Source organism: Mesorhizobium sp. M0615 (assembly GCF_040320805.1).
Classification (GTDB): Bacteria; Pseudomonadota; Alphaproteobacteria; order Rhizobiales; family Rhizobiaceae; genus Mesorhizobium.
Window position 1 is genome coordinate 42,216 of the sequence record NZ_JAMYQI010000015.1, and the last position, 21,745, is coordinate 63,960.

Below are 21,745 nucleotides of genomic sequence, written 5' to 3' on the forward strand. Positions count from 1 at the left end.
TAAAAAGAAGGTCGGAGGCCGCCCAGAGGCGGATGGTTTTGCATCGGCCCGGGTCCTAGGATCGAGCGGTCGGAGCAGCGGAGGAGAAAGCGGCATGTACAAGGCCCCGGTCGACGACATTTCGTTCACGCTCAAGCATGTCGCCGGGCTCAAGCCGGCGCTCGACCGCGGCGCGTTCGGGGACCTCGGCGAAGACCTTGTCGACGCCATCCTGTCCGAGGCCGGCCGCTTCGCCAGCGAGGAAGTGGCGCCGCTCTACAAGATCGGCGACGAGCATGGCGCGGTGCTGAAGGATGCGACCGTGACCACGCCGCCCGGCTGGAAGGCGCTTTACCGCAGCTGGATCGACGGCGGCTGGAACGCGCTGTCGGGACCGGAAGAATTCGGTGGCCAGGGCCTGCCGACCATGCTCGGCGTTGCCGCGCTCGAAATGTGGAACTCTGCCGCCACGGCCTTCGGCATCGGCCCGACGCTGACCATGGGCGCCGTCGAGGCGCTGGACAAGCATGCCTCCGAAGCGCTGAAGGCAAAGTATCTGGCAAAGCTCGTCTCCGGCGAGTGGATGGGGACGATGAACCTGACCGAGCCGCAGGCCGGTTCCGATCTCGCCGCCTTGCGCAGTCGCGCCGAGCCTGCCGGCGACGGCACCTACCGCATCTTCGGCCAGAAGATCTTCATCACCTATGGCGAGCATGATTTCACCGACAACATCATCCATCTGGTGCTGGCGCGGCTGCCCGACGCACCGGCCGGCACGCGCGGCATCTCGCTGTTTTTGGTGCCGAAATTCCTGGTCAATGATGACGGCTCGCTCGGTGCCCGCAACGACGTCTTCTGTTCCGGCCTCGAGCACAAGCTCGGCATCCATGCCTCGCCGACTTGCACCATGATCTATGGCGACGGGTTCCAGGGTGCTGCGCCCGGCGCCGTCGGTTGGCTGATCGGCGAGGAGAACAAGGGGCTCGCCTGCATGTTCACCATGATGAACAACGCGAGGCTTTGCGTCGGCATGCAGGGCGTGGCAGTGGCCGAAGCCGCGACGCAGAAGGCGATCGCCTATGCCAATGAGCGCCGCCAGGGCAAGGCATCGGACTTTTCAGGCGCCGGGATGGCGCCGATCGTCCATCACCCCGACGTGCAGCGCAATCTCTTGACCATGAAGGCTTTGACCCAGATCGCCCGCGCCATCTCGTATTCCTGCGCCTATGCCATCGACTTTGCGCGTGTGTCGACAGGCGAGGAGGCCGCGCATTGGCGCGATCGCGCCAATCTGCTGACGCCGCTGGCCAAGGCCTTTTCCACCGATATCGGCGTCGATGTCGCATCGCTCGGCGTCCAGGTCCACGGCGGTATGGGCTTCATCGAGGAGACGGGCGCGGCCGCGCTCTATCGCGACTCCCGCATTGCGCCGATCTATGAAGGCACCAACGGCATCCAGGCGATCGACCTTGTAGCCCGCAAATTGCCGCTTGGCGGCGGCGAGCATGTGCATGGCTATATCGCCGAACTGAAGGCCATCGCCGACGAGGTGCGGACCTCGAACCTGCAGGGCTTCGGCCGCACCGCCGAAGCGCTTGACCAGGCGTTCGACGATCTCACCGAGGCGACGCGCTTCCTGCAGAAGCTGCTGGCCGACGGCCGTCTGGACGAAGCGCAAGCCGGTGCGACCCCCTATCTCAGGCTGATCTCGCTTGCTGCCGGCGGCGCTTATCTGGCGCGTGGCGGACTTGCCCAGCAGAGCCGCATCGCCCTTTGCCGCTTTTTCGCCGAAAACCTGCTCGGCGAAGTCAGCGCCTTGAAGGAACGCGTCATCGATGGCGCCGAGAGCCTCGCTACCGCCGGCAAGGCGCTGATAACGGCCTGAATACCAGAGCGCTCACCAGGGAAGAATGACCGTGACAGACCATATTCTCGTCGAGCGCCAGGGCGCCATCCAGATCATCCGCATGAACCGTCCCGACAAGAAGAACGCACTGACGCGCGCCATGTACGCGACAATGTCCAAGGCGCTGGCCGATGGCGATGCCGACCCGGCGGTTCGCGTCCATGTCTTCCTCGGTGTGCCTGGCGCCTTCTCTTCCGGCAACGATCTCGCCGATTTCCTGGTCATCGCCACCGGCGGTGAGGGCGGCAACGAGGTCTGGGACTTCCTGATGGCGCTGGCCAAAACGGAGAAGCCGATGGTCTCCGGCGTCGACGGCATTGCGGTCGGCATCGGCACCACGCTCAATTTGCATTGCGACCTGACTTTCGCCACGCCGCGCACGGTGTTCCGCACACCCTTCGTCGACCTCGGCCTGGTGCCGGAGGCGGGCTCCAGCCTGCTGGCGCCGCTCATCCTCGGCAGGCAGGGCGCCTTTGCGCTGCTTGGACTCGGCGAAGGTTTTTCCGCCGAACGCGCCAAGGCCGCCGGCCTGATCTATGAGGTGGTCGAGGAGGACGGGCTAGAAGCCGCGGCACTCGCCGCGGCCGGCGCGATCGCCGCCAAGCCGCCGCAGGCGCTGAAGATCGCTCGTGACCTGATGCGCGCCCCGCGCGACGAGCTTGTCGCCCGCATCAAGGTGGAGAGCGAGCGTTTCTCCGAGCGGCTGAAGTCCGACGAAGCGCGCGCCGCGTTGACGGCCTTCATGACGCGCAAGAAGGCCTGAACTTATCCTCAGGGATAAAGCCGTGTCTTGTCCCAGCCGCCTTCGGCGTTGCGCGAAAAGACCAGCCGATCGTGCAGCCGGAATGGCCGGTCGTGCCAGAACTCGATCGCCTGCGGCACGATGCGGAAGCCCGACCAGTGCTTTGGCCGCGGGATTTCGCCGATAGGGTAGCGCGCCGTGTATTCGGCCACCGCCTTCTCCAGGGCAAAGCGGCTTTCCAGCGGCCGCGACTGTTTCGAAGCCCATGCGCCGATCCGGCTGCCGCGCGGCCGCGTCGCGTAATAGGCGTCGGCTTCAGCGTCGCTGACGATCTCCACCGGACCGCGTATGCGCACCTGGCGGCGCAGCGATTTCCAGTGGAAGCACATCGCCGCCTTCATGCTGCCAAGAATCTCGCGGCCCTTGGCGCTCTCGAAATTCGTGTAGAAGACAAAGCCGCTTTCATCGAACCCCTTGAGCAGCACCATACGCACATCCGGCATGCCATCGGCATCCACGGTTGCAAGTGCTACGCCGTTGGCATCGTTGATTTCGCTTTTCTTGGCGTCCTCCAGCCACTCGGCAAAGAGCCGGAACGGCTCGGCGGCTTCGGTAAAGTCACTACTTGTTAACTCAGTGTCACTCATAGTTTTTCTCAAAATGTCTCGAGCTTCAGGAGGTTGCCGATTGTCGCGTATCGCGCAAGCTTTTGACAGCGGGCAATGGAGCGTTATCGCTTCGGCCAGTTCGAAAGCCGTGATCGTGATTATCGCCCTGCCGCTTGCCGCCTGCGGCGCCGGCGGCTTCAGCCTGGAAAAGGCCGAGGTCGACCGTTCCATCGTCACCTCGAGCGCGCCGGCGAGGGTGACGTCGACGGACGCCGACAGCGCTTCCGACCAGACCACGATCGGCAATGCGGTGTCTTCGGCCGACATCGAGGAGCTTCGCGGCCAGGCCGTGCCGTGGGCGAATGCCGACACCGGCTCGCGCGGCTCCATCACCGAACTCGCCGAAGTGCAGGACAACGGCCAGGACTGCCGCAGCTTTACCGCCTCGCGCGAAAGCTTCGACGGCGTCGCTTTGTTCAAGGGGCAATTGTGCATCGTCGCGGCCGGCGGCTGGCACATGCAGGACTTCAAACCGCTCTGAGTTTTCGAGGTTTGCGGGCGCTGCAATTTCAACCCTCGATAAGCCTGTGCGCCACTGGAATTTCTTCCTATGGGAGCGCATATAAGGGCCAACGTGGATTTAACTCATTTTCCAGGGCAGGACGCATGCGCGACCCCTATGAGGTGCTGGGCGTTGCCAAGAACGCATCGGCCAAGGACATAAAATCGGCCTACCGCAAGCTCGCCAAGAAGTATCATCCGGACCAGAATCCGAATGATCCCAAGGCCAAGGACCGTTTTGCCGCCGCCAATCAGGCCTATGAGGTCGTCGGCGACGAGAAGAACCGTGCGGCCTTCGACCGCGGCGAGATCGACGCCGACGGCAAGCCGAAATTCCAGGGCTTCGAGGGTGCAGCCGGCGGCGGCGATCCGTTCGGTGGCTTCCGCCGCCAGCAGGGCGCCGGCGGCTCGCGCTTCGAATTCCGATCGGGGCGTCCGGGCGGCGATCCGTTCGACGGCAACAGCGACATTTTCAGCCAGATCTTCGGCGACGCCTTTTCCGGCGCGCGCGGCGCCGGAACAGGCGACCGCCGCCAGCAGGCGACCGCCGCCGATCTGAACGTCACGCTCGACGTCACCATCGAGGAGATAGCGACCGCCGAAAAGGTGACGGCGATGTTTCCCGACGGCCGCAAGATCGCGGTCAAGCTGCCGGTCTATGTCGAGGACGGACAGACCATCCGGCTGAAGGGCCAGGGCGAGCAGGGGCCGGGACAGCCGGGCGATGCACTGGTCAAGATCCGTATCCGCAGGCACCCGCGCTACCGCATCGAGGGCCGTGACCTGCATGCCGATCTGGAGGTAGCGTTGGCCGACGCGGTGCTGGGCGCCAAGGTACCGGTCGACACGCCGACCGGCAGGCTGGCGGTCAACATTCCGGCCTGGTCGAGCTCCGATAAGGTGCTGCGCCTGAAGGGCAGGGGCTTGCCGGAAAAGGCCGGCGGCCATGGCGATCTCTACGCCCATGTCCGCATCATGCTGCCGGAAGGCGGCGACAGCGAACTCGAAGCGCTGATGCGCAGCCGCAAGGGCTGATGCGGCCCGACTTGGCTGGCTAGCTGCCGGGCGCTGCTTCCTCCATCCGCCGGATGGTTTCGCCGAAGCGGCGCAACGCCTGCCGCACCGGGACATGCGGGCTCTCGATCTCAAGCAGGATCATCGTCTCGCTGCCGAGGAATGCGGCGCTGACCAGGCTGGTTACTTCGGCGGCGGAGAATGGCCCGAGGCCGCCGAACCGCCGCTCCGCCTCTTGCGCCAGTCCGTCCAGCAGTTCGAACCAGCCGCGCAGGTCGCGGCGCACCGCCTTGGCGATCTCGGGGCTCGACAGGCTTGCCGCGATCATCTCGTGCAGGATCCGGACATAGCCGGACGCCAGATCATCGTCGAGGAAATCGCAAGCGCGCTCCCAGCGTTGCCACAGCGGCATAGGTGCCGCAAAAGTCTCCGCCTGGCGCTTCAGCAGGCCCTCGTTCAGATGGTCGAGCAGGGCCAGGAACAGCCGTTCCTTGGAGCCGAAATGGTAATGGATCTGGCTGAGCGGAACGCCGGCGATCTCGGCAACGCGGCGCGTCGACAGATCGGCATAACCGCCTCGATGGAGGCATAACTCGGCGGCCGAAATCAGTTCGGCGCGCGTGTCGCGCTTTTGCTTGTTCTGCGGCGGGGTAACGGCTTCGGCAGCGTCCGTCATGCGGCGTGGCTGCCGCTGTTAGCGGTGCAATCTGGGCGGATCATAGCTTCTCCTGTCCGGGGCTGGACGTCCCTCCACTCTATCTCGGTCGAGCGACCGATCAAGTTGACTCGCTAGAAAATTTATGGTTTTTGACGCTGAATTCGGTCGACCGACCGAATCCTGATGCTTGCATGGAGGGCACTCATGGCGGGCGTAATCACCCTTATCTACGGCGTTGCCGCATACCTGATTTTTCTCGGTTCGTTTCTCTATGCGGTCGGTTTCGTCGGCAACATGGTTGTGCCGAAATCGATCGATTCCGGAGTCGCTGGAAGTCCGGTCGAAGCCGTCATCGGCAATGCACTGCTGCTCGGCCTTTTCGCCGCCCAGCACAGCATCATGGCGCGGCCGGTTTTCAAGCGCTGGTGGACACGGATTGTCCCGCACGCGGCCGAACGCAGCACCTATGTGCTTTTGGCCAGCCTCATCCTGCTGCTGCTCTACTGGCAATGGCGGCCGATTCCCGGTCTCGTCTGGACGGTCGAGAACCCGGTCTGGGTCGCCGTCATCCATGGCGTGTTCTGGCTCGGCTGGGCGGTATTGTTGACCAGCACCTTTCTGATCAACCATTTCGAACTGTTCGGCCTGCGCCAGGTTCTCGCCGCTTTGCGCAAGAGCGAACCGGCGCCGCCCGTGTTCAGGACGCCGCTGTTCTACAAATGGGTCCGGCACCCGCTCTATGTCGGCTTTCTCCTGGCCTTCTGGGCGACGCCGTCGATGACATGGGGCCATCTTCTGTTCGCGGCGGGCAGCACCGGCTACATCCTGCTCGGCATCTTCCTCGAGGAACGCGATCTCGTCGCGATGTTTGGCGATCAGTACCGCCTCTACCGCAAGCAGGTGGGAATGCTCATTCCCTGGCGCAAAATGGCTGGATAGGGCCGATGCGTTGCCGACCAGCCGATTCGGCTGGTCGGCCGGGCCTGGGCCATCAAGGCGCGCTGGCCGCAGTGAGGCGTTCAAATCTCACAACAACGTTATTATCCCCCATTCGTTGTCACGCCGAGTGTCTGAATTGAACGCGCGCCCCGTCTGCGCTTGATGCGCCTTTCTGCCTGTGCGATAGGCACTCCAAAGCAGAAAATCTTTCGGAGAGCGCTGACATGGCGGGTGGACAGGGCCTTATGGCCGGCAAGCGCGGCCTTATACTGGGCGTCGCCAACAACAGATCGATTGCCTACGGCATCGCCAAGGCCTGCGTCGACCATGGCGCCGAGATCGCGCTGACCTATCAGGGGGAGGCGTTCAAGAAGCGCGTCGAGCCGCTGGCTGCGGAATTGGGCGCCTTTGTCGCCGGTCATTGCGATGTCACTGATCCGGCGAGCCTCGACGAGGTGTTTGCCAATGTCGCCAAGCATTGGGGCGGCAAGCTCGACTTCCTCGTCCATGCCATCGCCTTTTCCGACAAGGACGAGCTGACCGGACGCTATGTCGAGACGACGCGCGACAATTTCCTGCGCACCATGGACATTTCGGTCTATTCCTTCACCACCATCGCCAAGCGCGCCGAAGCGCTGATGACCGACGGCGGCTCGCTGCTGACGCTGACATATTACGGCGCCGAAAAGGTCATGCCGCATTACAACGTCATGGGTGTCGCCAAGGCCGCGCTCGAAGCCAGCGTGCGCTATCTCGCCGTCGACCTCGGCGGCAAGAAGATCCGCGTCAACGCCATCTCGGCCGGGCCGATCAAGACCTTGGCTGCTTCGGGCATCGGCGACTTCCGCTACATCCTCAAGTGGAACGAATACAATTCGCCGCTGAAGCAGACCGTCACCCAGGAAGAAGTCGGCGATTCCGCCGTCTATTTCCTGTCGGACCTGTCGCGTGGCGTCACCGGCGAGGTGCACCATGTCGATTCCGGCTATCACGTCGTCGGCATGAAGGCGGTCGACGCGCCGGATATTTCGACCGTCAAGGAATAGTTCTGCCGCGGTTTCCGCCCGCCTGTCCTGATTTCCGGAAGACCTGATGGTTCCGCTCGTCTACATCGTGCGCCATGGCCAGACGCAGTGGAATGCCGAGTCGCGGCTGCAGGGCCAGGCCGACACCGATCTCAACGCGCTCGGCCGCGAGCAGGCGACCCGCAATGGACGGCGGCTGGCCGAACTGATCCAGAACCCTGAGGATTTCGACTTTGTCGCCAGCCCGATGAAGCGGACGCGCGAGACGGTGCAGCGGCTGCGCTTGGCGATGCAGCTCGATCCCGATGGCTACCGCACCGACCCGCGTCTGGTCGAGGTGCACTTTGGCGACTGGCAGGGCTTTACCTATGCCGAACTCGATGCGCGGATGCCGGGCTCGGCGAAGGCGCGACGACGCAACAAATGGAATTTCCAGCCGCCGGGCGAGGGCGCCGAAAGCTACCAGATGCTGCTCGAACGGGTGAAGCCGTGGTTCGACGCGCTCGACCACCAGACGGTCTGCGTCACGCATGGTGGCGTCGTGCGGACCCTGTTTCGGATGGTCAAGGGTGTTTCCGAACACGAAGCGGCAAACCTGGAAGTGCGGCAGGACCGGGTGCTCAGGCTGCAGGACGGGCGTCTGGATTGGCTTTAGGTTCGAGCAGATAAACAGGACGACTGTCCTGTTTATCCGTGCAGGGCTCCGCCGAGCGGCAAGACCCTGTTCGGCGTCGGTCTTATTCGGTGTCGGGCAGTTCCATGTCGGTGACGACGTTCTCGCCATTCGTCACGTCATAGGCAATCACGACATCCATGCCCGGCTTCAGCGAATCGAGATCGGTCTCGGCGTTGAGCTTGAAGGACTTGCCGTCCTCCAGCGTCAGCGTCAGTGCGTCCTTGTCGACCTTCTTGATCAGGCCTTCGGTCTGGCCGGCATAGGCGGCGGTGGAAATCAGCAACATGGCGGCAGCAGCGCCAATCAGGGTACGCATCGTCGTCCTCTTTGTCATTGCGCTTGCACGGATGGCGGCGAGCTTTCAACGGGCGGATGGAAGAGAGCAGAAACCAACCGAATGTGTCAAAACTAAAACCGCCGGATCACAGTTTGACCGCTGTGGAAAACGCCAATAGAACGCACCTTTGATCCGGTCCGCTGCCGGGCAGGGCTAAAATTCATGTCTCACAACACGTTCGGCCATCTCTTCCGCGTCACCACCTGGGGCGAAAGCCATGGCCCGTCGCTCGGCTGTGTCGTCGACGGCTGCCCGCCCGGCATCCGCTTCACACGGGCCGAAATTCAGGCCGAACTCGACAAGCGCCGCCCCGGCCAGTCACGTTTTGTGACGCAGCGCCGCGAACCGGACGAGGTGAAGGTGCTGTCCGGCTTCATCCTCGACGAGGACGGCGAGTCGATGATCACCACCGGCACGCCCGTCTCGATGCTGATCGAGAATGTCGACCAGCGCTCCAAGGACTATGGCGAGATCGCCCGCCAGTACCGTCCCGGCCACGCCGACTACACCTATGACGTCAAATACGGCCTGCGCGACCATCGCGGCGGCGGCCGTTCTTCGGCCCGCGAGACCGCCGCTCGCGTGGCGGCCGGCGCCTTGGCGCGCAAGGTGGTGCCCGGCATGGTGGTGCGCGGCGCGCTGGTCTCGATGGGCGAGAAATCCATCGACCGCGCCAACTGGAACTGGAATTTCATCGGTGACGCCGAAAACCCGTTCTTCACCCCCGATCCGGCGTCCGTTCCCGTCTTCACGCAATACCTCGACGGCATCCGCAAATCCGGCTCCTCGGTCGGCGCGGTTATCGAGATCGTCGCCGACGGCGTGCCAGCCGGCCTTGGCGCGCCGATATACGCCAAGCTCGACCAGGACATCGCGTCCGGCCTGATGTCGATCAACGCCGTCAAGGGCGTCGAGATCGGCAACGGCTTCGAGGCCGCCCGCATCACCGGCGAACAGAATGCCGACGAGATGCGCATCGGCAATGACGGCAAGCCGGTCTTCCTGTCCAACAATGCCGGCGGCATTCTGGGCGGCATCTCGACCGGCCAGGCGATCGTCGCCCGCTTCGCCGTCAAGCCGACCTCGTCGATCCTGACGCCGCGCAAATCCATCGACAAGGACGGCAACGACGTCGACGTCATGACCAAGGGCCGCCACGATCCCTGCGTCGGCATCCGTGCCGTGCCGATCGGCGAAGCCATGGTTGCCTGCGCCATCGCGGACCATTATCTGCGGCACCGGGGACAGACAGGCCAGGGATTAGGCAGTAGGGATTAGGCAATAGGCCAGCCCGTCCTTCCTTCCCTAACTCCTACTGCCCAACCCTATTCCCTGCGAGCGAAGCGAGCCAATGCCATACGATCAGAAGAAAATCGTCGAAGCCATCCGCGCCTTCGAACGCGGCGAGATCGTCGTCGTCATGGACGATGACGGGCGTGAGAACGAGGGCGACCTGATCGTTGCCGCCGTGCATTGCAGCCCGGAGAAAATGGCCTTCATCATCCGTCACACCTCCGGCATCGTCTGCACGCCGATGCCGCGCGAGGAGGCCAAGCGGCTCAATCTGCAGCCGATGGTCGCCGACAATGATTCCGCCCACACCACGGCCTTTACCGTCAGCGTCGATTTCAAGCATGGCACCACCACCGGCATTTCGGCCGAGGACCGCACGCTGACCGTGCGCAACCTGGCCAACGGCAATGTCGGCGGTTCGGATTTCGTCCGGCCCGGCCACATCTTCCCGCTGATCGCTAGGGAAGGCGGCGTGCTGATGCGCTCGGGCCATACCGAAGCCGCGGTTGACTTGTGCAAACTTGCCGGCCTGCCGCCGGTTGGCGTGATCTCGGAGTTGGTCAATGACGACGGCACCGTCAAGCGCGGCCCGCAGGTGGCGAGCTTTGCCGAGGAACACGGCCTCAAGCAGGTCTCGGTCGCCGACCTCATCGCCTACCGGCAGCGCAAGGAAACGCTGGTCGAACGCGTCGCCTGCTCCGAAATCGACACACTCGGCGGCAAGGCACAGGTCTTCACCTACACGCTGCCCTGGGACTCCATGCACCATGTCGCGGTCGTTTTCGGCGACATCCGTGACGGCGAGGACGTGCCGGTGCGGCTGCATTCGGAGGATGTGGTGACCGACGTGTTCGGCACCAGCCACCGGCTCGACGCCATTATGAAGGCGATGGGCGAACGCAAGCGCGGCGTCATCGTCTATCTCCGGGAGGGTTCGGTCGGCGTCGCCCATCAGGAGCGCAACCGGCCGATGAGTGCCGACCGTGAGGACCACGAAGAGGCCCGCCGCCGTGAGAACGAGTGGCGAGAAATCGGCCTCGGCGCCCAGATCCTGAAGGATCTCGGCATTTCCTCGATCAACCTGATCGCCTCGCGCGAGCGCCACTATGTCGGGCTTGAAGGCTTTGGGATTCACATCGCGAAAACTGAGATTATCTAGTTCGTCGCGCAAGAGCGACGCTGCCGAAAAAATTGCGCGGGCAGGTCGCCTGCTTCTGCGATTTGCTGAAGCCTCCACGCGTTCGTCATCCTATGGCGAAGCAAGGAGCGAAGCGACGCGGCGCAGACCATAGGATCCATGCCGCGACTTCGACGCGTTGCAACGGTGCAGAAGTCTGCTCCGCTGCACCCTTCGGTCAAGGTAACGGAATGGGTCCTCGGGTCTGCGCGGCCGCTTCGCTCCCGCTCGCGCGTGGATGACGACACCAGAGGCCTCACCTAATTCCGAACGTTTGCGATCGTCTCCAAAGCCAACGTCAGGCCATATCCTCACTCCGCGGGAACGGCGGCCGCGTCGCATCCGTCCAGCTCGCATGTGTGGGTGGCCAGGCTGCGCTGGCCCAGCAACACCGTCACCAATGCGATGACGCCGGCCGCCACCGAGACCCAGAACCCGTTGCGGGCGCCGAATTCATCCACCACCGCACCGGCGGCAAACGAACCGAGCGCCATGCCGATGCCGATGCCTGTCATCACCCAGGTGATGCCTTCGGTCAGCATCGCTTCCGGCACGTGGCGTTCGATCAGGCCGAAGGCGGTGATGAAGGTTGGCGAGATCGCCACGCCGCTGATGAAAACGGTCAGCGCCAGCAGCGGCACCGTGTCGGCGGTGAGCGGCAGCAGCGTGCCGAGCGCAACGAGGGCGACCGCGAGGGCCAACTGGCGCTGCAGCGGCGCTTTCAGGTTGAGCGCGCCGACGATAAGGCCGAGCACGAACGATCCCAGCGCATAGACGCCGATGACGAGGCTGGCGGCGCCCGGCTGGCCGAGTTCCTTGGTGATCGCCACCGTGCTCACTTCCGTCGTCGCGAAGGTGGCGCCGACGAAGATCAGGGCGAAGGTGATGATCTGCACCGGCCTGAGCCGGATTGCCGAGCCGCTCGAGACATGATTCACCGGCCGCACTTGTGGTTCGGTCGAACGCTGCAGGATGAAGGCTGCCGAGCCAAGGGCGAGGAATAGCGTGCTGACCAGGACACCGGCTTCCGGGAACAGAGCGGCACTCAAGCCCACCGACAGCGATGCGCCTGCAATGTAGACGAGTTCGTCCGCCGCCGATTCGAAGGCGAATGCGGTGTTCATCTGCGGCCGGCCGCGAAAAATCTCGGTCCAGCGCGCGCGCACCATCGCCGGCATGCTGGGCATGGCGGCGGCCGCCAGTGCCGACACAAACAGCGTCCACACCGGCCAGTCCTGATTGGCTGCGGCAATCAGCACCGCGAAGGCGAGCACGGTGAGGATGGTGGTCGGAATCACGATCCGCGTCTGGCCGAGGCGATCGACCAGCCGTGATATATGCGGCGCCACGAAAGCGTTGCTCAGCGCGAACGTCGCCGAGACAGCTCCCGCCAGCCAGTATTCGCCACGCGTCTGCGAGAGCATGGCCACGATGCCGATCGGCGCCATGGCGATCGGCAGCCGCGCGAGGAAGCCCGCGGCGGCAAACCCCTTGGCTCCAGGGGCACGAAAGATTTCCGAGTATGGGTTTTGCATGGCTGGTTCCTCGACAAAGGCCAATTCGACAATTACATACGATGCGTATGAATATAGGTAGTCGATACGCCGCGTATGTCAATTGGCATACGAAGCGTATGTGAATAAGGCCAGAACCATGCACAGACCCCGCAAGGAGATGATTGCCGAAACGCGCGCCAAGCTGATCACGGCGGCCCGCCACGCTTTCGGCACGATCGGCTATGCCGACGCGTCGATGGACGACTTCACCGCCTCGGCCGGGCTGACGCGCGGCGCGCTCTATCATCATTTCGGCGACAAGAAGGGCCTGCTGCAGGCCGTCATCGCCGAAATCGATGGCGAGATGGCCGTCCGCATCCATGAGATTGCGTCGCGGGCGCCAAGCCGTTGGCAGCGTTTTGTCGACGAATGCACGACCTATATCGAGATGGCGCTGGAGCCGGAAATCCAGCGCATCATGTTTCGCGACGGTCCGGCTGTGCTCGGCGATCCGGCGCAATGGCCGAACGCCAATGCCTGCGTCGGCTCGATGACCGATCATCTGACGGCTCTGCAGCAGGAGGGGGTGGTCGTCCCCGGCGTCGACCCCGAAACCGCCGCCCGGCTGATCAACGGCGCCAGCAGCCAGGCGGCGCAGCGCATCGCCAATTCGAACGACCCCGAAGCGACGTCGAAGACCGTGGTGGCAGCCTTCCAGCAACTGCTTGAAGGCCTTCTCAAAAAACAGGGTTCGCAGCCGGCCTGAAATCTGGTCGGCCGAGACCCGGCATTTGCCGAGATTGACAATTTTCGGCCCAGGTTCATCCTCGCCGTCCATCTCTGAGGGGAGATTCGGGCGCATGTGGGATTTCGAAATCGGCAGGTCGGTGTCCATCATGATCAGGACATGGCCTTTCATTGCCCTTCGCACGATCGTCTATTTCGGCATCACGCTCGCCTATATCGTGGCGACCGGCAGCGGCGCCTCCGTCGGCTATGGCGTCGGCCACATCTCCACCGATCCCGACGGGCCGCTTTCCTTTGCACTGTGGGGCGGCATCGTCGGCATCGGCATCGTTTCGATCGCGCTCTACTGGATCCGCGAATACATCCTCTACGTCGTCAAGGCCGGCCATATCGCCGTCATGGTCCATTTGATCGATGGCCGGGACGTTCCCAATGGGCAGGACCAGATCGCCTACGCCAAGGACGTGGTGAAGGAGCGTTTCGCCGAGGCCAACATCCTTTTCGTGGTCGACCAGCTGGTCAAGGGCGCCATCCGCGCCATCACCGGCCTGATCGGCGGCATCGCCGCCTTCCTGCCCATTCCGGGTCTCGGCGGCCTGGTCGCGTTCATCAATACGGTCATCCGCCTGTCGCTGACCTATGTCGATGAGATCATTCTCGGGTACAACATCCGCATCAATTCGTCGTCGCCGTTCGAAACGGCCCGGCAAGGCGTCGTGCTCTATGCCCAGAACGGCAAGACCATGGTCAAGAACGCGGTCTGGCTGGCTGTCATCATGTGGGGCGTGTCCTTCGTCATCTTCCTTTTGATGCTGGCGCCGGCCGCCGCCATCATGTGGTTCATACCGGGGCAGCTCGGCGGCTGGGCCTTCGTGCTCGCCATCCTCCTTGCCTGGGCCTTCAAGGCGGCCTTCATCGAACCCTTCGCCATCGCCTGCCTGATGCAGGTCTATTTCAAGACCATCGAAGGCCAGGTGCCCAACGCCGAATGGGACCAGCGGCTGGCCGAGGCGTCGTCCAAGTTCAGGGAACTCAGGGACAAGGCGGTGGCTTCCTTCGGCGGCTCGCGCTGGACGCAGCCCGCGCCCGGGGTGTAATCCCTGTTGAACGTCGGGGCGGTGAGGCGTCAAACCATGGTCAAAGCGGCCGGGCGCGCCTATATCGGGTCATGGTCACCAGGCTCTACACCCATCCGATCTTCCTCGAACATCTGACGCCCCCCGGTCATCCGGAGCGGCCGGACCGCTTGCGCGCTATCGAGCGCGTGCTCGACGACGAGGCCTTCACCGCACTCGATCGGGTAACGGCGCCGCAAGGCGACGAGGCCACAATCCTCTACGCCCACCCCGAGGATTTCGTCGCCCGCGTCCGCGCCGCGATCCCTGAAAGCGGCATTGCCTCGATCGACGCCGACACCAGCGCCAGCCCGAAAAGCTGGCAGGCGGTGGTCACTGCCATCGGTGCGGCCAACGCTGCCGTCGACGATGTTTTCGAGGGCAGCGTTGCCAATGCCTTCGTCGCCGCGCGTCCGCCCGGCCATCATGCCGAAAAGACCACGGCCATGGGCTTTTGCCTGTTCAACACCGCGGCGATCGCGGCCCGCTACGCGCAGAAGAAACACGGCGCCGAGCGTGTCGCCATCGTCGACTGGGACGTGCATCACGGCAATGGCACGCAGGACATTTTCTGGGACGATCCCTCGGTGCTCTATTGTTCGACGCACCAGATGCCGCTCTATCCCGGCACCGGGGCTAAAAACGAAACCGGCGCCGGCAACATCGTCAACGCGCCGCTGGCGCCGCAGACCGGCTCGGACATGTTTCGCGATGCCTTGCTGTCGCGCGTCCTGCCGGCACTCGACAATTTCGCGCCCGATCTGATCATCATTTCCGCAGGCTTCGACGCTCACCATCGCGACCCGCTGGCCGAGATCAACCTCAGCGAGGACGATTTCGACTGGGCGACAGGCCAGTTGCTGGAACGCGCCGGGCGCCACAGCGGCAACCGGCTCGTCAGCCTGCTTGAGGGCGGCTACGATCTGCAGGGACTGGCATTTTCGGTCGCCGCCCATGTCGGGCGGCTGATGAAGGGGTAAAGTATGGCTGGCGAAGCAAATGAAGACGTGAAGGCGATGAGCTTCGAGCAGGCACTCGACGCGCTGGAAAAGATCGTCGATGATCTGGAACGCGGCGACGTGCCGCTCGACCAGTCGATCAAGATCTATGAGCGCGGCGAGGCGCTGAAGGCCCATTGCGACCGGCTGCTGAAGGCCGCCGAAGACAAGGTCGAGAAGATCAGGCTGTCGCGTGATGGCAAACCGGTGGGAACGGAGCCGCTCGACGCGGAGTAGTGGAATGGGGCGGGCATAAAGCAGATAGGAGTTCAAGCATGTGCAGAAACATCAAGACCCTGTTCAATTTCGAGCCGCCGGCGACCCATGACGAGATCCGCGACGCCGCGCTTCAATTCGTGCGCAAACTGAGCGGAACGACGCGGCCCTCGCAGCGCAACCAGGCGGCCTTCGACCGTGCCGTCGAGGCGATCGCCGAATCGGCGCATGAATTGCTGCATTCGCTGGAAACCACGCATCATCCGCGCAATCGCGAAGAGGTGGCGGCCAAGGCAAAAGCCAAATCGGCGCTCCGCTTCGCCTGAGGACATCCAGATGAGTTTCTTCCCCGGCAAGGACCCTGAGCCTGGCGATGCCTTCGCCAGCGACCAGATCGAGCTCATGGTCATTCCAAACGCCAAGGATATTGGCGGCTTCCAGGTTCGCCGCGCTCTGCCGACGGCAAAGCGGCGGCTGGTTGGTCCCTTCATCTTCTTCGACCGCATGGGGCCGGCGATCTTGCGTGCCGGCCAGGCGATGGATGTGCGCCCGCACCCGCATATCGGGCTTTCCACCGTCACCTATCTGTTCGACGGCAATATCAGGCACCGCGATTCGCTCGGCACCGAGATGGTCATCCAGCCGGGCGACGTGAATTTGATGACCGCCGGCCGCGGTATCGTCCATTCCGAGCGCACGCCCGAAGAACTGCGCGGCGCGCCAATGTCGGTCTCCGGCCTGCAGACATGGCTGGCTTTGCCCGACGGCAAGGAGGAAGTGGCGCCGGTGTTCGAGAACACGGCCGCGCTCCTTCTGCCCGAGATCGACGCCGAAGGTGTTTCCGGCCGCGTGGTGATCGGCGATTTCCAGGGACTGCGCTCGCCGGTAAGAGCCGATACCGAGACGCTCTACGCCGATCTGAGGCTGGCGCCCGGCGCCAGCGTCAAAATTCCCGCCGACGCCGAGGAGCGCGCCATCTACACGCTGGACGGCGATGTCTCGATTTCGGGCGACCGTTTTCCGGCCGAACGGCTGCTGGTGTTCCGGCCTGGCGACGAGATCGTCGTGTCCTCCGAGCGCGGCGCCCATTTCATGCTCTTCGGCGGCGCTTCGCTCGGCTCCCCGCGCCACATCTGGTGGAACTTCGTCTCGTCGTCGAAGGAACGCATCGAACAGGCCAAGCAGGAATGGAAGACGGGCCGCTTCGATATCGTTCCCGGCGATGAGGAAGAGTTCATTCCGTTACCGGACAATTAACGTCAGCATCACCCGCGTCACTGACACGCATTTACATTCGGGCGACGCAGGCATATTTCGCCATGATCGACGCGCATTATAGCTGAGCAGGCCCTTTAACAGTGAACGCAACGCTGCATACGCCGCTTCTCGACAAGGTCCGCATTCCAGCCGACCTGAAGAAGCTTGACGAAAGCGAGCTGCCGCAGCTGGCCTCGGAGCTGCGCGCCGAGCTGATCGATGCCGTCTCGCATACGGGCGGGCATCTCGGCGCCGGCCTCGGTGTCGTCGAACTGACGGTGGCGCTTCACTATGTCTTCAACACGCCGGAAGACCGCGTGATCTGGGATGTCGGCCACCAGGCCTATCCGCACAAGATCCTGACCGGCCGCCGCGACCGCATCCGCACGCTCAGGCAAGAAGGCGGCCTGTCCGGCTTCACCCGTCGCGTCGAGAGCGAATACGACCCGTTCGGCGCCGCGCACTCCTCGACCTCCATTTCCGCCGGCCTTGGCATGGCCATGGCGCGCGACCTCTCGGGCGGGCACAACAATGTCATCGCCGTCATCGGCGACGGCGCCATGTCTGCCGGCATGGCCTATGAAGCCATGAACAATGCCGGCGCGCTCGATGCCCGGCTGATCGTCATCCTCAACGACAACGACATGTCTATCGCCCCGCCGACCGGCGCCATGAGCGCCTATCTGGCGCGGCTCGCGTCGGGCAAAACCTATCTTGGCCTGCGCGATTTCGGCAAGAAGCTGACCTCCTACCTCGGCAAACGCGCCGATCGCGCCATCAAGCGGGCGGTCGAGCATGCGCGCGGCTACGTCACCGGCGGCACGCTGTTCGAGGAGCTCGGCTTCTACCACATCGGCCCGATCGACGGCCACAATCTCGAGCATCTGATCCCGGTCTTGAAGAACGTCCGCGACCATGCCGACGGCCCGGTGCTGATCCATGTCGTGACCCAGAAGGGCAAGGGCTACGCGCCGGCCGAGGCCGCGGCCGACAAATATCACGGCGTCAACAAGTTCGACGTCATCACCGGCGCGCAGACCAAGGCCCCGGCCAATGCGCCGGCCTACACCAAGGTGTTTGCCGAGAGCCTGGTCCAGGAAGCCCGCCTGGACGACCGTATCGTCGCCGTCACCGCGGCCATGCCGAACGGCACCGGCCTCGATTTGTTCGGCGAGGCGTTTCCGACCCGGACCTTCGATGTCGGCATTGCCGAGCAACATGCCGTGACCTTCGCCGCCGGCCTCGCCAGCGAGGGCTACAAGCCCTTCGCCGCCATCTATTCGACCTTCCTGCAGCGCGCCTACGATCAGGTCGTCCACGACGTGGCGATCCAGAAACTGCCGGTGCGTTTCCCGATCGACCGCGCCGGTTTCGTCGGCGCCGACGGCGCCACTCATTGCGGCGCCTTCGACACCACCTTCCTGGCGACGCTGCCGGGCTTCGTGGTGATGGCGGCCGCCGACGAGGCGGAGCTTCGCCACATGGTGCGCACCGCCGCCTATTATGACGAAGGCCCGATCGCCTTCCGCTATCCGCGCGGCAATGGCGTCGGCGTCGACATGCCGGAGCGCGGCTCGGTGCTCGAAATCGGCAAGGGCCGCATCGTCAGGGAAGGCACCAAGGTGGCGCTTCTGTCCTTTGGCACGCGGCTGCAGGATTGCCTGCTGGCGGCCGAGGAACTCGGCGCGGCCGGATTGTCGACAACGGTTGCGGATGCCCGTTTCGCCAAGCCGCTCGACGAGGATTTGATCCGCCGTCTCGCCCGCTCGCACGAAGTGCTGGTGACGGTGGAAGAGGGCGCTGTCGGCGGTTTCGCCAGCCACGTGCTGCAGTTCCTCGCCCATGAAGGCTTGCTGGAAAGCGGTCTGAAAGTTCGGCCGCTGGTGCTGCCGGACGAGTTCACCGACCACGCCAAGCCGGAAAAAATGTATGCCGATGCCGGGCTCGACGCGGCCGGCATCGTGCGCACCGTGTTCGTCGCGCTCGGCCATTCCGCGCGCGCGCAACGGGCCTGAATCAAACCTCACGCCTCTGAGGCGGTTGTCGGCTGCAACCCTATGTTAACGCTTCCTTTTGGCGTTTTGCTTACCGTGTCTTTTGGCCGTTTTTCAACGCCCCCCTGCTAGAACAAGAGCCAGGCAGGGAGTTAAAAACAATGCGAACGCTTCTGTGCGGCGCGGCCCTTTTGGCCGTCATCGCCGCGCCGGCCATGGCCGAGACGCGCTATGACCGCAAGCTCGAACAGGCGGTGGCAGGCATCGTCGCCCGCAAGATGGGCGATATCAGGGGCGCTTTTTCCTACAAGCAGGTGCCGCAGCTTGTCGTCGTGCCGGACGCGCCAGTCGTTCCTGTCGAGCGCCCGCGCAAGCAGGCTTCAGGCGACGGCAATGACGGCCTGATGCCGGCCGTTGAACGGCAGGTCTCACGGACGATCTTCTAAAACCACATATCGCGCACGCAGCGCCCATCGCGCGGCAGGTCGTCATAAGTGTCCAGCCCGTCGAAATGGTCGATCGGCAGGTCGGCGACCGCCTCCGGCGGCGCCAGCCTGACATTGACGGCGATCCGCGTGCGGCCGCTGTCGCTGCGGCGCAAACCGCGCCAGGCAAGCACACAGGCACATGTCGGGCAGAACAGGATTTCCAGCGACGGCGTCTCCTTGCCGGCGCGGGTGTAGGACTGCACAGGCCCCGCAAGCCGGATACGCTCGTCGACAAAGTCATAGGCCCAGAGCGTGCCATAGCGGCGGCAAAGCGTGCAATTGCAGGCCGTGATCGGGCCGGGATCGCCTTCCAGGGTCCAGTGGGCGGTGCCGCAATGGCAGGTTCCCGTCAGCATTCGTCTTCCTCCGCATTGCCTGAGCCTCTACATCTTGCCGGACTGGCTGCGATATTCAACCGGGCGGACTGGCTTGCGGCCCGGGTCTCGACGTCCTCCCATGCCAATGTCCTTGCCTTCGCGGCCGGCTTTCGCCATGAAGGCCGATGAACTCCCCTCTGCCAGCCAGCACACGCCAGCGGCTCGACGAATTGCTCGTCCAGCGCGGCCTGTTTGCGAGCCGCTCGCGCGCACGCGACGCGGTCGAGCGCGGCACCGTGACGGTCGACGGCGTGGTCGCCCGCAAGCCCGGCCAGACGGTTCTGCCGCACTGTCTCATCGTCATCGACGATCCGGCGCAGGGCTATGTCTCACGCGCGGCGCTGAAGCTGATCGCCGGGCTCGACCATTTCAGTCTCGATCCCGCGGGTAGTGAAGCTCTCGATATCGGCGCCTCGACGGGCGGCTTCACCCAGGTGCTGCTCGAACGCGGCGCGGCCCATGTCACGGCCATCGATGTCGGCCACGGCCAGATGCATCCCGACATTGCGGGCGACCCGCGCGTGACGGTTATCGAGGGCCTCAACGCTCGCGAGCTCGCGGCTGCCGATCTCGGCGGCCGTATCCCCGATTTCATCGTCTCCGACGTCAGCTTCATCTCGTTGAAACTGGCGTCGCCACCGGCGTTGGCATTGGCACGGGACGGCGCTCGTGCGGTGTTTCTGGTCAAGCCGCAATTCGAGGCCGGCCGCGAGGCAATCGGCAAGGGCGGTCTGTTGAAAGACCCTTATGACGCCGCCCGTGTGGCCGGCTTGCTGCAGGAATGGCTCGAAGGCGTCCCTGGCTGGCGTACATTGGGTCTGCACATGTCGCCGATCGAAGGCGGCGACGGCAACCGCGAATTCCTGCTTGCCGGGACCAAGGATGCCAGGATCAAGGACCGATGAGCACGGGCTTCACCATCAAGAGACTGGGTTCGCAGGGCGACGGCGTCGCCGAGACGGAAACCGGCGAGCTGTTCATTCCCTTCACCCTGCCCGGCGAGATCGTCACCGCCGCGCGCGAGAGGGATCGCGCCATGCTGATGGCGGTATTGGAGACGTCGCCGCTGCGTATCGATCCGGCCTGCCGGCATTTCACCGAATGTGGCGGCTGCGCCGTCCAGCATCTGCAAGCCGACGCTTACCAGCAATGGAAACGCGACAAGGTCGTGCACGCCTTGAAAGGCATTGCCGGCGACATCGGCGCCCTGGTGCCGTGTGCGCCACACACACGCCGCCGCGTCGTGCTTGCCGCCAGGCGCGCCGACACAGGCATGCTGCTTGGCTTCCATCGCCATCTGTCGCCGGAAATCATCCCCATCGAGGAATGTCCGATCTCGCTGCCGGAGATCGTTGCCGCGCTCGATCGCTTGAGGTCGGTCGCCGACCTGGTTTGCGCCACCACCAAATCGTTCCGGATGGCGGTCACTGTGACGGGCTCGGGGCTTGACGTCGCTGTCTATGAGTCGGGCAAGCTGGGCGAGAACCAGCGCCGGGTCGCCTCCAACTTCATCATGGCCAATGGCTTTGCCCGGCTTTCGATCGACGACGAGATTGTCATCGAGCCGAAAAAGCCGGTGGTCATGTTCGGCACCGTCGCTGTCGCCATACCGCCTGGCGCCTTCCTGCAGGCAACGCAAGCCGCCGAACAGGCGATGGCCGATCTCGTTGGCGGACATCTGAAGCGGGCCAGGAAAGTCGCGGATCTTTTCGCCGGCTGCGGCAGCTTTGCGCTTCGGCTGGCGGCCAAATCCGAAGTCCACGCGGTCGAAGGCGACGCGGCAGCTCTTTCGGCGCTCGACCGCGGATCGCGCTTCGCCACCGGCCTGAAGCGGGTAACCGGCGAACGCCGCGACCTGTTCCGGCGGCCGCTGACGTTCAAGGAGCTGAATGTTTTCGATGGCGTCGTCTTCGACCCGCCGCGCGCCGGCGCCGAGGACCAGTCGAAGCAGATCGCCCGCTCGGATGTGCCGTTCGTCGCAGCCGTCTCCTGCAATCCGGTGACGCTGGCACGCGACCTGCGCATCCTGATCGACGGCGGCTACATCTTGAAGAGCGTCACGCCCATCGACCAGTTCCTGTGGTCGCCGCATGTCGAGGCCGTGGCGCTGCTGGAGAAGCCGAAACGGCGACGTTAATCCGC

At 64.1% G+C, this 21,745-nt stretch carries 24 protein-coding genes; 19 read left to right on the top strand and 5 right to left on the bottom strand.

Going from position 1 to position 21,745, the window contains the following annotated elements; all coding sequences use genetic code 11:
• Window positions 1-94 precede the first annotated feature (94 nt).
• The gene (locus NKI46_RS24700) at window positions 95-1,864 is read left to right on the top strand and encodes an acyl-CoA dehydrogenase family protein (RefSeq protein WP_352748268.1); all 1,770 of its coding nucleotides are present in this window, start codon (window positions 95-97) and stop codon (window positions 1,862-1,864) included.
• A gap of 31 nt (window positions 1,865-1,895) precedes the next feature.
• Window positions 1,896-2,648, top strand: a complete 753-nt coding sequence (locus NKI46_RS24705) for a crotonase/enoyl-CoA hydratase family protein (protein WP_023738480.1) — start codon at window positions 1,896-1,898, stop codon at window positions 2,646-2,648.
• Window positions 2,649-2,656: 8 nt separating this feature from the next.
• On the opposite strand, the gene pdxH is transcribed toward NKI46_RS24705, so the two are convergent.
• On the bottom strand, window positions 2,657-3,274 hold the full coding sequence (gene pdxH, locus NKI46_RS24710; RefSeq protein ID WP_023668448.1) for a pyridoxamine 5'-phosphate oxidase: 618 nt from the start codon (window positions 3,272-3,274) through the stop codon (window positions 2,657-2,659).
• 40 nt (window positions 3,275-3,314) lie between these two features.
• Here pdxH and NKI46_RS24715 point away from each other — a divergent pair, with 40 nt between their 5' ends.
• Together NKI46_RS24715 and NKI46_RS24720 are read left to right on the top strand one after the other, a co-directional pair.
• Window positions 3,315-3,776 (top strand): RT0821/Lpp0805 family surface protein, encoded by a 462-nt coding sequence (locus tag NKI46_RS24715; RefSeq protein ID WP_023731327.1) that lies wholly within the window; start codon window positions 3,315-3,317, stop codon window positions 3,774-3,776.
• 125 nt (window positions 3,777-3,901) lie between these two features.
• Entirely contained in the window at window positions 3,902-4,831 is a 930-nt protein-coding gene (locus NKI46_RS24720) for a DnaJ C-terminal domain-containing protein (protein WP_023692090.1), read from the top strand.
• A 19-nt stretch (window positions 4,832-4,850) separates the two neighbouring features.
• Here the strand turns inward: NKI46_RS24720 and NKI46_RS24725 are convergent, their stop codons facing one another.
• Window positions 4,851-5,486 (bottom strand): TetR/AcrR family transcriptional regulator, encoded by a 636-nt coding sequence (locus NKI46_RS24725; protein ID WP_023692089.1) that lies wholly within the window; start codon window positions 5,484-5,486, stop codon window positions 4,851-4,853.
• Between the two features lie 186 nt (window positions 5,487-5,672).
• Here NKI46_RS24725 and mddA point away from each other — a divergent pair, with 186 nt between their 5' ends.
• The 3 genes from mddA (at window position 5,673) to NKI46_RS24740 (ending at window position 8,087) form a co-directional block, all read left to right on the top strand.
• Complete coding sequence (mddA, locus tag NKI46_RS24730; protein WP_023723279.1) at window positions 5,673-6,407, top strand: methanethiol S-methyltransferase; 735 nt, start codon at window positions 5,673-5,675, stop codon at window positions 6,405-6,407.
• A gap of 224 nt (window positions 6,408-6,631) precedes the next feature.
• Window positions 6,632-7,453: an enoyl-ACP reductase FabI gene (gene fabI / locus NKI46_RS24735; RefSeq protein WP_023727494.1), complete on the top strand. Its 822-nt coding sequence runs from the start codon at window positions 6,632-6,634 to the stop codon at window positions 7,451-7,453.
• Between the two features lie 46 nt (window positions 7,454-7,499).
• Window positions 7,500-8,087, top strand: coding sequence for a histidine phosphatase family protein (locus NKI46_RS24740; protein ID WP_352748273.1), 588 nt, complete (start codon window positions 7,500-7,502; stop codon window positions 8,085-8,087).
• 82 nt (window positions 8,088-8,169) lie between these two features.
• Here NKI46_RS24740 and NKI46_RS24745 read toward each other — a convergent pair whose 3' ends face one another.
• Complete coding sequence (locus tag NKI46_RS24745; protein WP_023687135.1) at window positions 8,170-8,424, bottom strand: DUF1344 domain-containing protein; 255 nt, start codon at window positions 8,422-8,424, stop codon at window positions 8,170-8,172.
• Window positions 8,425-8,607: 183 nt separating this feature from the next.
• Here NKI46_RS24745 and aroC point away from each other — a divergent pair, with 183 nt between their 5' ends.
• Together aroC and ribB are read left to right on the top strand one after the other, a co-directional pair.
• Window positions 8,608-9,723 carry a chorismate synthase gene (aroC, locus tag NKI46_RS24750; protein ID WP_023687136.1) on the top strand — a complete coding sequence of 372 codons (1,116 nt, stop codon included), beginning with the start codon at window positions 8,608-8,610 and terminating at the stop codon, window positions 9,721-9,723.
• A gap of 73 nt (window positions 9,724-9,796) precedes the next feature.
• On the top strand, window positions 9,797-10,897 hold the full coding sequence (gene ribB, locus NKI46_RS24755) for a 3,4-dihydroxy-2-butanone-4-phosphate synthase (RefSeq protein WP_023668438.1): 1,101 nt from the start codon (window positions 9,797-9,799) through the stop codon (window positions 10,895-10,897).
• A 329-nt stretch (window positions 10,898-11,226) separates the two neighbouring features.
• Here the strand turns inward: ribB and NKI46_RS24760 are convergent, their stop codons facing one another.
• On the bottom strand, window positions 11,227-12,450 hold the full coding sequence (locus NKI46_RS24760; RefSeq protein WP_023687137.1) for an MFS transporter: 1,224 nt from the start codon (window positions 12,448-12,450) through the stop codon (window positions 11,227-11,229).
• Window positions 12,451-12,568: 118 nt separating this feature from the next.
• On the opposite strand from NKI46_RS24760, the gene NKI46_RS24765 reads away from it, so the two are divergent.
• From NKI46_RS24765 to NKI46_RS24800, 8 genes are all read left to right on the top strand, one after another.
• Window positions 12,569-13,177 (top strand): TetR/AcrR family transcriptional regulator, encoded by a 609-nt coding sequence (locus NKI46_RS24765; RefSeq protein WP_023708733.1) that lies wholly within the window; start codon window positions 12,569-12,571, stop codon window positions 13,175-13,177.
• Between the two features lie 94 nt (window positions 13,178-13,271).
• Window positions 13,272-14,255: a hypothetical protein gene (locus tag NKI46_RS24770; protein WP_352748277.1), complete on the top strand. Its 984-nt coding sequence runs from the start codon at window positions 13,272-13,274 to the stop codon at window positions 14,253-14,255.
• Window positions 14,256-14,326: 71 nt separating this feature from the next.
• A complete protein-coding gene (locus NKI46_RS24775) occupies window positions 14,327-15,253 on the top strand; it encodes a histone deacetylase family protein (RefSeq protein WP_023685412.1) in 927 nt (308 codons plus the stop codon).
• Between the two features lie 3 nt (window positions 15,254-15,256).
• Complete coding sequence (locus NKI46_RS24780; protein ID WP_023668433.1) at window positions 15,257-15,508, top strand: exodeoxyribonuclease VII small subunit; 252 nt, start codon at window positions 15,257-15,259, stop codon at window positions 15,506-15,508.
• A 38-nt stretch (window positions 15,509-15,546) separates the two neighbouring features.
• Window positions 15,547-15,813 carry a DUF2277 domain-containing protein gene (locus tag NKI46_RS24785; RefSeq protein WP_023668432.1) on the top strand — a complete coding sequence of 89 codons (267 nt, stop codon included), beginning with the start codon at window positions 15,547-15,549 and terminating at the stop codon, window positions 15,811-15,813.
• Between the two features lie 10 nt (window positions 15,814-15,823).
• Window positions 15,824-16,744 carry a pirin family protein gene (locus NKI46_RS24790; RefSeq protein ID WP_023685413.1) on the top strand — a complete coding sequence of 307 codons (921 nt, stop codon included), beginning with the start codon at window positions 15,824-15,826 and terminating at the stop codon, window positions 16,742-16,744.
• Between the two features lie 101 nt (window positions 16,745-16,845).
• Complete coding sequence (dxs, locus tag NKI46_RS24795; RefSeq protein ID WP_352748279.1) at window positions 16,846-18,759, top strand: 1-deoxy-D-xylulose-5-phosphate synthase; 1,914 nt, start codon at window positions 16,846-16,848, stop codon at window positions 18,757-18,759.
• 140 nt (window positions 18,760-18,899) lie between these two features.
• The gene (locus tag NKI46_RS24800) at window positions 18,900-19,184 is read left to right on the top strand and encodes a hypothetical protein (RefSeq protein ID WP_352460042.1); all 285 of its coding nucleotides are present in this window, start codon (window positions 18,900-18,902) and stop codon (window positions 19,182-19,184) included.
• On the opposite strand, the gene NKI46_RS24805 is transcribed toward NKI46_RS24800, so the two are convergent.
• The gene (locus NKI46_RS24805) at window positions 19,181-19,582 is read right to left on the bottom strand and encodes a GFA family protein (protein WP_023716106.1); all 402 of its coding nucleotides are present in this window, start codon (window positions 19,580-19,582) and stop codon (window positions 19,181-19,183) included. The two genes, NKI46_RS24800 and NKI46_RS24805, sit on opposite strands and share 4 nt — an antisense overlap.
• 146 nt (window positions 19,583-19,728) lie before the next feature.
• On the opposite strand from NKI46_RS24805, the gene NKI46_RS24810 reads away from it, so the two are divergent.
• Together NKI46_RS24810 and NKI46_RS24815 are read left to right on the top strand one after the other, a co-directional pair.
• Complete coding sequence (locus tag NKI46_RS24810; protein ID WP_352748282.1) at window positions 19,729-20,508, top strand: TlyA family RNA methyltransferase; 780 nt, start codon at window positions 19,729-19,731, stop codon at window positions 20,506-20,508.
• On the top strand, window positions 20,505-21,740 hold the full coding sequence (locus NKI46_RS24815) for a class I SAM-dependent RNA methyltransferase (protein ID WP_352460040.1): 1,236 nt from the start codon (window positions 20,505-20,507) through the stop codon (window positions 21,738-21,740). Before NKI46_RS24810 ends, NKI46_RS24815 begins: the two co-directional genes overlap by 4 nt.
• Window positions 21,741-21,745 lie beyond the last annotated feature (5 nt).

Excerpts from the sequence above, each read along its gene's own strand:
- NKI46_RS24700 (WP_352748268.1), top strand. The coding sequence starts at position 95 with ATGTACAAGGCCCCGGTCGACGACATTTCGTTCACGCTCAAGCATGTC.
- NKI46_RS24815 (WP_352460040.1), top strand. The coding sequence starts at position 20,505 with ATGAGCACGGGCTTCACCATCAAGAGACTGGGTTCGCAGGGCGACGGC.
- NKI46_RS24810 (WP_352748282.1), top strand. The coding sequence starts at position 19,729 with ATGAACTCCCCTCTGCCAGCCAGCACACGCCAGCGGCTCGACGAATTG.
- NKI46_RS24760 (WP_023687137.1), bottom strand. The coding sequence starts at position 12,450 with ATGCAAAACCCATACTCGGAAATCTTTCGTGCCCCTGGAGCCAAGGGG.
- NKI46_RS24805 (WP_023716106.1), bottom strand. The coding sequence starts at position 19,582 with ATGCTGACGGGAACCTGCCATTGCGGCACCGCCCACTGGACCCTGGAA.
- NKI46_RS24775 (WP_023685412.1), top strand. The coding sequence starts at position 14,327 with ATGGTCACCAGGCTCTACACCCATCCGATCTTCCTCGAACATCTGACG.
- NKI46_RS24740 (WP_352748273.1), top strand. The coding sequence starts at position 7,500 with ATGGTTCCGCTCGTCTACATCGTGCGCCATGGCCAGACGCAGTGGAAT.
- NKI46_RS24770 (WP_352748277.1), top strand. The coding sequence starts at position 13,272 with ATGTGGGATTTCGAAATCGGCAGGTCGGTGTCCATCATGATCAGGACA.
- NKI46_RS24800 (WP_352460042.1), top strand. The coding sequence starts at position 18,900 with ATGCGAACGCTTCTGTGCGGCGCGGCCCTTTTGGCCGTCATCGCCGCG.
- NKI46_RS24780 (WP_023668433.1), top strand. The coding sequence starts at position 15,257 with ATGGCTGGCGAAGCAAATGAAGACGTGAAGGCGATGAGCTTCGAGCAG.
- NKI46_RS24785 (WP_023668432.1), top strand. The coding sequence starts at position 15,547 with ATGTGCAGAAACATCAAGACCCTGTTCAATTTCGAGCCGCCGGCGACC.
- fabI (WP_023727494.1), top strand. The coding sequence starts at position 6,632 with ATGGCGGGTGGACAGGGCCTTATGGCCGGCAAGCGCGGCCTTATACTG.
- NKI46_RS24765 (WP_023708733.1), top strand. The coding sequence starts at position 12,569 with ATGCACAGACCCCGCAAGGAGATGATTGCCGAAACGCGCGCCAAGCTG.
- NKI46_RS24790 (WP_023685413.1), top strand. The coding sequence starts at position 15,824 with ATGAGTTTCTTCCCCGGCAAGGACCCTGAGCCTGGCGATGCCTTCGCC.
- mddA (WP_023723279.1), top strand. The coding sequence starts at position 5,673 with ATGGCGGGCGTAATCACCCTTATCTACGGCGTTGCCGCATACCTGATT.
- ribB (WP_023668438.1), top strand. The coding sequence starts at position 9,797 with ATGCCATACGATCAGAAGAAAATCGTCGAAGCCATCCGCGCCTTCGAA.
- NKI46_RS24745 (WP_023687135.1), bottom strand. The coding sequence starts at position 8,424 with ATGCGTACCCTGATTGGCGCTGCTGCCGCCATGTTGCTGATTTCCACC.
- NKI46_RS24725 (WP_023692089.1), bottom strand. The coding sequence starts at position 5,486 with ATGACGGACGCTGCCGAAGCCGTTACCCCGCCGCAGAACAAGCAAAAG.
- NKI46_RS24720 (WP_023692090.1), top strand. The coding sequence starts at position 3,902 with ATGCGCGACCCCTATGAGGTGCTGGGCGTTGCCAAGAACGCATCGGCC.
- pdxH (WP_023668448.1), bottom strand. The coding sequence starts at position 3,274 with ATGAGTGACACTGAGTTAACAAGTAGTGACTTTACCGAAGCCGCCGAG.
- aroC (WP_023687136.1), top strand. The coding sequence starts at position 8,608 with ATGTCTCACAACACGTTCGGCCATCTCTTCCGCGTCACCACCTGGGGC.